The sequence below is a fragment of the Brevibacterium metallidurans genome (genome assembly GCF_037101285.1).
Taxonomy (GTDB): Bacteria; Actinomycetota; Actinomycetes; order Actinomycetales; family Brevibacteriaceae; genus Brevibacterium; species Brevibacterium metallidurans.
The window spans coordinates 1-8,051 of sequence record NZ_BAAAAF010000018.1 but is presented as its reverse complement, the minus strand read 5'-3'; the positions used below and the strand labels follow the sequence as shown (position 1 = coordinate 8,051).

Sequence of the window (8,051 nt, the reverse complement as noted above, 5' to 3'; positions counted from 1 at the left end):
CCCCGCCCCCCCCCCCCCCCCCCCCCCCCCCCCCCCCCCCCCGGAAGGTGGCTGAGAACGGCGAGATGCTGGCCACATGCGGGGCCGGGGCTGAGAGTCGGGGCCGGGGCGAAACGCTACGATTGACCCCGAGACTCCGCCTGCGGCACGAGAGGATGAGCACCGCACCACATGGACGAGAAGAAGCACCGTCTGCTCACGAGCACACCGCCGGAAGCCGCACCAAGCGCAGCATCAGGCGCGGCGCCAAGCAAAGGGCCGGCGAACCCGGCACCCGCCTCGGCGAGGGGAGCCGACGACCCGGCTCCCGCCTCGGCGAAGGGACGGAAGCCGATGTCGAAGCTCGGCATGGGCTGGCGGATCGCGGTGACGGCGGTGGCGCTGATCATCCTCACGGCCGGGCAGTTCCTCAACACGAACGACTTCTTCCCGCTCGGCTCGCTCACGCAGTACGCGACGGCGAAGGACCTCAACGGCGAGGTCAACTCGACGTGCATCGCCGCCCAGTTCCCGGGTGAGGACGAACCCAGGCGGCTCGCGTTCAACACGGCCACGGTCGGCATCGAGCGCGGCGACGTCGAATCCCAGCTGCAGCGGGTCATCGACAACCCCGAGCTGCTCCAGACGCTCGCCGACTCCTACATCCGCCTCCACCCGGGCCAGCCGGAACCGGAGAAGATGATCCTCTGCCGGGACACGACGCAGCTGAGCAACGGCCGAAGCGTCGGCGAACCCGTCACGCGCACCCTCGCCGAGTGGGAGGTGCGATGAGCAGTACGCAGTCGAGTGCCACGCAGCTGAGCCCCACGATGACCGGCCCGCAGCGCAACGCCTTCCTCCGCTGGTTCATGCCCGAAGTGCCGCTGGCCCGGGTCGCGGTGTTCCGAGCGATCATCTACCTCTTCATCATCATCGACGTCCTCACGATCTCCGGCGACGTCATCCCGCACGGGTGGACCCCGGAGCTCTACCAGCCGCTGTGGCTGGCCCGGGTCCTCGGGATCCCGCCGGTGAGCGTACTCGGCGCACAGATCCTCCTCGCGTTCATCATCGTCTTCTCCCTGCTCGCCGCCGCCGGGATCTGGCAGCGCATCAGCGGCTGGGTCGTGGCGATCACGTTCGGGGCGTGGATGTTCTACACGCAGGGCTACGGGTACGTCGCCCACGACCACATGGCGCTCGTCATCGCCGCCGTCGTCCTCCCCACGGTCGGGGTGGCGCGATTCCGGGAGGTGGGGGTCACCTCGGCGAAGGCGGGCTGGGCCCTGCGCGTCGTCCAGATCGCCGTGGTGCTCACGTACTTCTACTCGGTGCTCATGAAGTGGATCGCGTCGGGCAACATCACCCACTGGGCCAACGGGGCGGTGATCATCTGGGCGCTCATGCGCCGCGGCGCCGAGTGGTCGAAGCCGTTCCTCGAGATGCCCGGCCTCCTCATCGCCGCGCAGTGGGCGACGCTCGCCTTCGAGTTCCTCTCCCCGATCGCCCTGTTCATCAAGGGCAAGTGGCTCTACTTCGTCGTCGCCTTCTTCTGCCTCTTCCACCTCATGACGTACTTCGCGCTCGGCATCCACTTCCTCCCCACCGTCATCTGCTGGGCGGCGTTCCTGCCGCTGGAGAAGCTCGTCCCTCGTCGGTTCGCGACAGGGCGTCGAGCACGCGCCTGACCGCGACCCTCTCGGCTGTGTCCGGGCGCATGACGGCTGAGACCCAGCGCGTCGTCGTCACCCCGGTGAGCGGAATGAGGGTGAGCCCGGCATCCGCCGGCGTCGTGTACCGGGGGAGGAGTGCGAGCTGGTCCGAGGAGGCGACGATCGCCTCGATGAGCCGGTTGTCGCGGATGCGCTGGACGACGTCGAGATCGCGGCCGGTCAGGTGTTCGATCGAGGTGAGCACCGAATTGAACGGGTAGCCGACCGGCACTCCCACCCACTGCCGGTCGACGACATCGTCCGGGGTCAGCCGGGACTTCTGCGCGAGCGGATGGGCGTCGGCGACGGCGACGTCGATCGGCTCCCGGGCCAAGGGCACTACGGTGAGGCCCTCGGTTCCCGCCGGCCGTTCGGAGACGAGGCTGTGGGCGATGACGATGTCGACGTCCTTCGTCAGACCCGCGAACTCGTGTTCGGCGAGGTCGACATCGTGCGTCCGCAAGCTGATGCCCGGGTGCGTCTCGGCGAGCTCACGCAGGGCGTCGGGCAGGAGGTAGGTCAGGGCGCTCGGCAGTCCGGCCAGCGTGATATCCCCGACCGGTTCGCCGAGGTGGCCCTCCCAGTCCGCCTGCACGCGCGCGATCGCGCGGGCGACGTCGCGTCCTCCCGCGGCCAGGAGCCGTCCGGCCGGGGTGAGGGCGAGTCCGCGACCGGCAGGTTCGGCGAGCTGGTGCCCGAACTCGCGCGTGGCCTGGCGCAGCTGCTGGGAGACGGCCGACGGGGTGCGATGGGTGAGTCGGGCGACCTCGGTGACGCTGCCGTGCTCGTCGAGAGCGCGCAGCAGCTCGAGGTGACGTGGGTCGATGACCATGAAGTCATGCTACACAGTTGATGAAGAACTTTGCGATTGTGCTCAAGAGTCGTGGCGGTGAGGATGGAGGCATGTCCGTCAAGCACTGTCTTCTCGCCGCTTCCGTGGCCGTGATCTGGGGTCTGAACTTCCTCGCGATCGACCTTTCGCTCGCCCAGTTCCCGCCGTTCTTCCTCGTCGCGCTGCGCTTCGCCGTGCTCGCGATCCCCGCTCTGCTCTTCGTGCCCCGACCGCAGGTGAAGGTCCGGTGGATCCTCGGCTACGGGCTCGGCTTCGGGATTCTCCAGTTCGCCTTCCTCTACTGGGCGATGGCCACGGGAATGCCGGCCGGGCTTGCCTCGCTCGTCCTCCAAGCGTCGGGGCCGTTCACGGTGCTGCTGGGGATGACGGTGCTGCGCGAGCGGGTCCGTGCCTCCCAGATGGCGTTCCTGCTCGTCGCGATGGCGGGTCTCGGGATCGTCGGCTGGCAGCGCTTCGACTCGTCCGCGAGCTTCCTGCCCTTCCTCCTCACCCTCGCCGGCGCCTTCGGGTGGGCGATCGGCAACATCTGCAACCGGCAGGCGCATTCGGTCGAACCGGTGAAGTTCACGATGTGGATGTCCGTCGTCCCGCCGGTCCCGATGCTCATCCTCGCCCTCATCGTCGAAGGTCCCGAGCGGATCGGGACGTCCCTGACGACCCTGGCGACGCCGACGGGTCTGCTCGGCCTCGCGGGCCTGGTCTACACCGTCGTCATCGCCACCGTCATCGGTTCGGGCATGTGGTCGTGGCTGATGTCGCGCAATCCTGCCGGGGTCGTCGCCCCGTTCTCGATGCTCGTCCCGATCGTCGGGATGAGCGCGGCGTGGCTCGTGCTCGGGGAGACGGTGAGCCTCGGCGAGCTGTGCGGGGCCGGACTCGTCATCGTCGGGGTCCTCGGGGCCGGGCTCAAAGCGGCGAAGGGGGCGAAGATCGCGGACCGGGAGACGGCCCTCGCCGAGGTGGTGCCCGAGCCGGTGCCGGGAGTGTCCGAGCCGGCCAAGGGTAGGAGCTCCGTGCCGGACGTCCCCGCGGGGACGCGGGAGGAGAACGCCCCAGCGGGGACGCGGGAGGAGAACGTCCCCGCGGGGACGTCGTGCGAGGGCGCTTCCCGTGGATAGCCGCAGCCCAGGAAATACGTGTCGAGGACCGTCTAGGGTGTGAGCATGTCCGAGAACTCCGCCGATCGCGATGGTCCCGATTCCCCAACCGGTGTTCGTCCCGCCGCTGACAGCGCTCGCCTCACCGTCGACGATCTGCTCGCGTCCCCGCGGGGACGCTCGCTGCTCTATGCGATCGTCGGCGCCTCAGAGATGGATGCGGGGACAGATGACGAGCCAGTGGGCGACGGTGACGTCGAGACCGTGGGCGACGGAGACGTCGAGCCGGGGGACGATGTCGAGGTTGACCCGGCAGACGTTCTCGGCTGCGCCGCCCTCACCGCCGCCGAGACGATCGATCGGGAATGGGAGACCGGAATCCTCATCTCTGATTCCGGGGCCGACTTCGCCGAGCTGCGTGAGGCCGATGCGGCTGCGGAAGCCGTCGGGTTGGGCCGTCGGACTCCCCACGTGCCCAGCCAGGCCGAACTCGAGAGTGCGATGGCCGAGGTCATCGCCGGCGCGATGTACTGGCAGCCGCCTGATCCCGAAGACGTCATCGCGGCCGACCCGGTGATGGTCGATGTTCTGCGACCGTGGGCCGAGGTCATCATCGACAGCGGACTGCTCGACTCCTGGTCGGCGGGACTTGATTTCGATGACCTCTGGGAGCTGACATGGGACGACTCGGATCACACCGGCGACATCCCGACTCGCCTCAGTGCGGATCCGGCCTCGTTGATGTCGGGAGCCGATTGTCCACCTCCGTCGGATGCTGCCGCAGCGGCGCTGCGCGAATGGTCGGCAGAAGTCGCCTCAAGTGAAAGCGAGTACCGGCAGGAGTTCGCGAAGGATCCGCGCGCGGCGGGCAGTGGCGAATGGTGGTCGACTCCCGCGCATGAGCTGGTGATGACCACCGGCACCTGGCCTAGCGGAGAGCCGATCGGACTCAGTCTCGTCGAGGACGATTTCGGGCTCAGCCGGGCGCGGGCCTGTCGGCTGCGCCTGTGGGACACGTACGGTGTGTTCATCGTCGACCGGCCCGAACAGTGGGCGGTTCTCTGCCGGAAGTATCCGCTCGATGTCACTGCCCAGCGGCGTCAGGTGTGGTTCGAAGCGACCGGGCGTCGCGGCCGCTGGGTCATCCCCGACTGGCCGCGGGTGGCCGAGGAATACGACGGCGTCTACGTCAGCCTCGCCGGGTATCTGCGCACTGCGGGCGCCGTTGTCGACGTCGGCGATGCGGACCGGCTCCCAGAATCGGCGGGGCGACCAACCGTCGGCGACACCGACGACCGCATCGCGAGCCTCATGGCCGGGTGGAACCCCGACACCACGTACTGGCTCACGGATGCCGTCGCCGGCATCACCGAGGTCGTCGACTGGGCCCAGGACGACGAGACCGGTGCGTGGGTGGCTCAGCCCCGTCCCGCACGCCCGTAGGTGAGGCGACGCAGCACCACCTCGGCGGGGCCTTTGTAGGTCCGTGACTCCATCCATGTCGCCAGCGCCAGGGAGGCGATCCACACGCCGATGGCCAGCAGGAACGCCGGGGTCGTGTTCCACGTCCGCCCCAGGCCGAAGCCCCACGCTGCGAGCAGCGGAGCGAAGACGACGGACTGGAAGAGGTAGAAGCTCAGCGAGCGTTTGCCGAGGTAGGCGATCGGCAGCAGCAGCCTCGGCGGGCGGTCCTGGACACGGAGGCCGACGAGCCCGAACAGGGCGGCGTAGCCGAGGCCGGCGCAGGCTCCGGTGACGGGGGTGAGGACCGCGGTGATATCGACCGTCGTCGAATCGGAGGGCATCCATCCCAGGTAGGCGAGTGCCTGCGGGAGGTTGCCGAGCACTCCGAGCGGGATGCCGACTCCGGCGACGAGACCGAGCCGGGGCCGACGAGGCGTGGCGTCCTCTCCCCGCGATTCGATCCACCGGTGCCGGGCGGCGAGCCCGCCGAGGATGATGACCAGCGGCACGGTGAGCGAGAGGGTCCCGAGTACGGTCGCGAGCAGCCAGACGAGGAGGCGGACGCCGACGGCCAGGAGGTAGTTCGTCTCGCCGGTGCCCTGCGTGAGCAGGAGGGTCGTGAATGATCCGACGGCGTCGTCGCCGAGCATCGGCTCGTCCGTCGTGTCTCCGGCGAGGGCCTGGGCGAGGAGGATCATGCCGACCTGGGCGAGGAGGAAGAGGCCGAGGATTCCCAGCAGCACCCAGAGGGTGATCATCAGCGCCCGGTCACCGGCGCGTTGGATGAGGTAGCTGAGGATGAGCCCGCACAGGCCGTACGCGCCGAGGATGTCGCCGCCGAAGAGGAGGGCGGCGTGGAGGAGGCCGAAGACGACGAGCCAGAGGTTGCGTCGCAGAAGCATCGCGGTGATCGTGCGCGGATCGTCGCCGACGGCTGTGCGGGTGCGGGCGAACTGGACGATGCCGTAGCCGAAGAGGAAGGCGAACATCGGGTAGATGCTGCCGTCGACGAAGAGGATCGTGAGCACGGAGAGGATCCGGTCGAGCAGGCTGTCGCTGGCCGGGTGGCCGCTGAGCGAGGTCGCGGCCTGGGTGCCCCAGAGGTAGACGGAGACGTTGGCGATCGCGATGAGGCAGAGCATGAGACCGCGGGCCAGGTCCGGGGCGAATGCTCGCCGAGGTGGGGCTGCGGCGGGTCCCAGCTGGTCGCCTGGTTCCGGCGGTGCGGCTTTCGGGACTGCGGACGTGCGGGGGTACTCGGGGTGCGTCATGTCGTACCTCGGGTCGGGAGCGTCGATCAGCGGGTCGGGGCGTGCTCAGTCCTGCGGGGAGAGGCTGGGCGCCTCGGTGATGCCGAAGCGGTGCTTGAGCGCCCGCTGCGCGGCGAACCAGCCGTTCATGCCGTGGACGCCGGGGGCGGGCGGGGTGGCCGACGAGCAGAGGTAGGCACCGGGCACGCCGAGGCTGTAGTTGTCCCAGTTCGTCCGCGGGCGGGCGAGCATCCGGTAGAACGTGATGATGCCGGTGGCGATGTCCCCGCCGATGTAGTTCTGGTTGTGCTCGGACATCTCCGAGGCCGGCACGGACCGGTAGTCGACGATCGTGTCCCGGAACCCGGGGGCGAAGCGTTCGAGCTGGTCGATGATGTAGTCGGCCGGGTCGATGGGGCAGTTGAAGGGGACGTGGCAGTACGTCCACAGCGGACGCAGGCCGTTCACCTCGCGGGAGGGGTCGAAGACCGTGGGGTCGGAGACGAGGCAGACCGGGTGGTCGGGCATCCGGCCGGCGACGACCTCGCCTTCGGCGGCGGCCATCTGCTCACGGGTCCCGCCGAGGTGGACGGTGCCGGCGCGCGCGACGTCGGGGTCGGCCCACGGCACGGGCCCGTTGAGGACGAAGTCGACCTTGGCCGCGGCGTTGCCGTGTTTGAAGTCCCGCAGCGCCCGGTCGACGTGGGCGGGGATGAGTCCGGAGAAGATCTCGGCGGCATTCCACGCCGAGGTGTCGAGGATGTAGGCGCGGGCCGCGGGCATGTCGGAGACATGGTCGACGCGGACCCCGGGCGTGACCCGGCCGCCGTGGGCTTCGAGGTCGGCGACGAGGGCGTCGGTGATCGCCTGCGAGCCGCCGACGGGGGAGGGCCAGCCGCCGGCATGGGCGATGGTCGCGAGCATCGTCGCGACCGCGGCAGTGCCCATGCCCGGCAGGGGGCCGATCGCGTGCGAGCCGACCCCGGTGAACAGGGCCTGCGTCGTCTCGTGTGAGAGCGGGATGTTCCACGCGGGGCTCGCCTGGGAGAGGAGGCGGAGACCGAACTTGACGACGTTGGCGATGCCGGAGGGGTCGCGCAGGGTCGGCGGCAGGGAGCGTTTGTCGCCGAGGGAGAGCCAGATCGTGTCGTCGACACGGTCGAGGAGGGGGCGGAAAAAGCGGTCCCATTCGGGTCCCGCCTCGCCGAGGTGCTCGACCGTCTTAGCGAGATCGTGGAAGGCCAGCGCGGCGGGGCGCCCGTCGAGGGGCTGGGCGTAGGAGATCTCGGGGGTGGTGAATTCGAGGCCGCGGGCGCGCAGGTCGAAGTCGACGAAGAAGGGGCTGGCGATCGCGAGCGGGTGGACGGCCGAGCAGATGTCGTTCACGATCCCCGGGGCCAGCCCGAGGTCGAGGGTGCGGGAGCCGCCGCCGATCGTCGGCTGCGCCTCGAGGACCTCGACGGTGAGTCCGGCTCGAGCCATGGTGACCGCAGCCGCCATGCCGTTGGGTCCGGATCCGACGACGACGACATCAGGCTGGGTGCTCATGACCTCAGTCTAGGGGAGGGGCCTGACGTAGAGAATGTTAAGGACGGGAGTCCGGTGTGACCCCGGCCCTGACTGCCCCACTCGCGTGGTGTCTTTCTCGTGATCTGTCCACCGACTCTCGTCATGACCCCCCAGCCGGACGGGACAT

Annotated in this window: 7 protein-coding genes; 4 read left to right on the top strand and 3 right to left on the bottom strand. The window is 69.4% G+C overall.

The features are described 5' to 3' along the window. The first annotated feature begins 171 nt into the window (after positions 1-171). Together AACX88_RS15810 and AACX88_RS15805 are read left to right on the top strand one after the other, a co-directional pair. Positions 172-771, top strand: coding sequence for a hypothetical protein (locus AACX88_RS15810; RefSeq protein ID WP_339393820.1), 600 nt, complete (start codon positions 172-174; stop codon positions 769-771). Continuing rightward, positions 768-1,667, top strand: coding sequence for a hypothetical protein (locus tag AACX88_RS15805; protein WP_339393819.1), 900 nt, complete (start codon positions 768-770; stop codon positions 1,665-1,667). Before AACX88_RS15810 ends, AACX88_RS15805 begins: the two co-directional genes overlap by 4 nt. On the opposite strand, the gene AACX88_RS15800 is transcribed toward AACX88_RS15805, so the two are convergent. After that, positions 1,588-2,523 (bottom strand): LysR family transcriptional regulator, encoded by a 936-nt coding sequence (locus AACX88_RS15800; RefSeq protein WP_339393818.1) that lies wholly within the window; start codon positions 2,521-2,523, stop codon positions 1,588-1,590. The genes AACX88_RS15805 and AACX88_RS15800 overlap by 80 nt on opposite strands. A 71-nt stretch (positions 2,524-2,594) precedes the next feature. Between AACX88_RS15800 and AACX88_RS15795 the strand changes: the two genes are divergently transcribed. Together AACX88_RS15795 and AACX88_RS15790 are read left to right on the top strand one after the other, a co-directional pair. After that, a complete protein-coding gene (locus AACX88_RS15795) occupies positions 2,595-3,662 on the top strand; it encodes an EamA family transporter (RefSeq protein ID WP_339393817.1) in 1,068 nt (355 codons plus the stop codon). Between the two features lie 45 nt (positions 3,663-3,707). Next, positions 3,708-5,084 (top strand): hypothetical protein, encoded by a 1,377-nt coding sequence (locus tag AACX88_RS15790; RefSeq protein ID WP_339393816.1) that lies wholly within the window; start codon positions 3,708-3,710, stop codon positions 5,082-5,084. Here the strand turns inward: AACX88_RS15790 and AACX88_RS15785 are convergent. Continuing rightward, positions 5,060-6,376 (bottom strand): DUF418 domain-containing protein, encoded by a 1,317-nt coding sequence (locus AACX88_RS15785; protein ID WP_339393815.1) that lies wholly within the window; start codon positions 6,374-6,376, stop codon positions 5,060-5,062. The two genes, AACX88_RS15790 and AACX88_RS15785, sit on opposite strands and share 25 nt — an antisense overlap. Positions 6,377-6,421: 45 nt before the next feature. Then, a complete protein-coding gene (locus AACX88_RS15780; RefSeq protein ID WP_339393814.1) occupies positions 6,422-7,903 on the bottom strand; it encodes a phytoene desaturase family protein in 1,482 nt (493 codons plus the stop codon). Positions 7,904-8,051 lie beyond the last annotated feature (148 nt).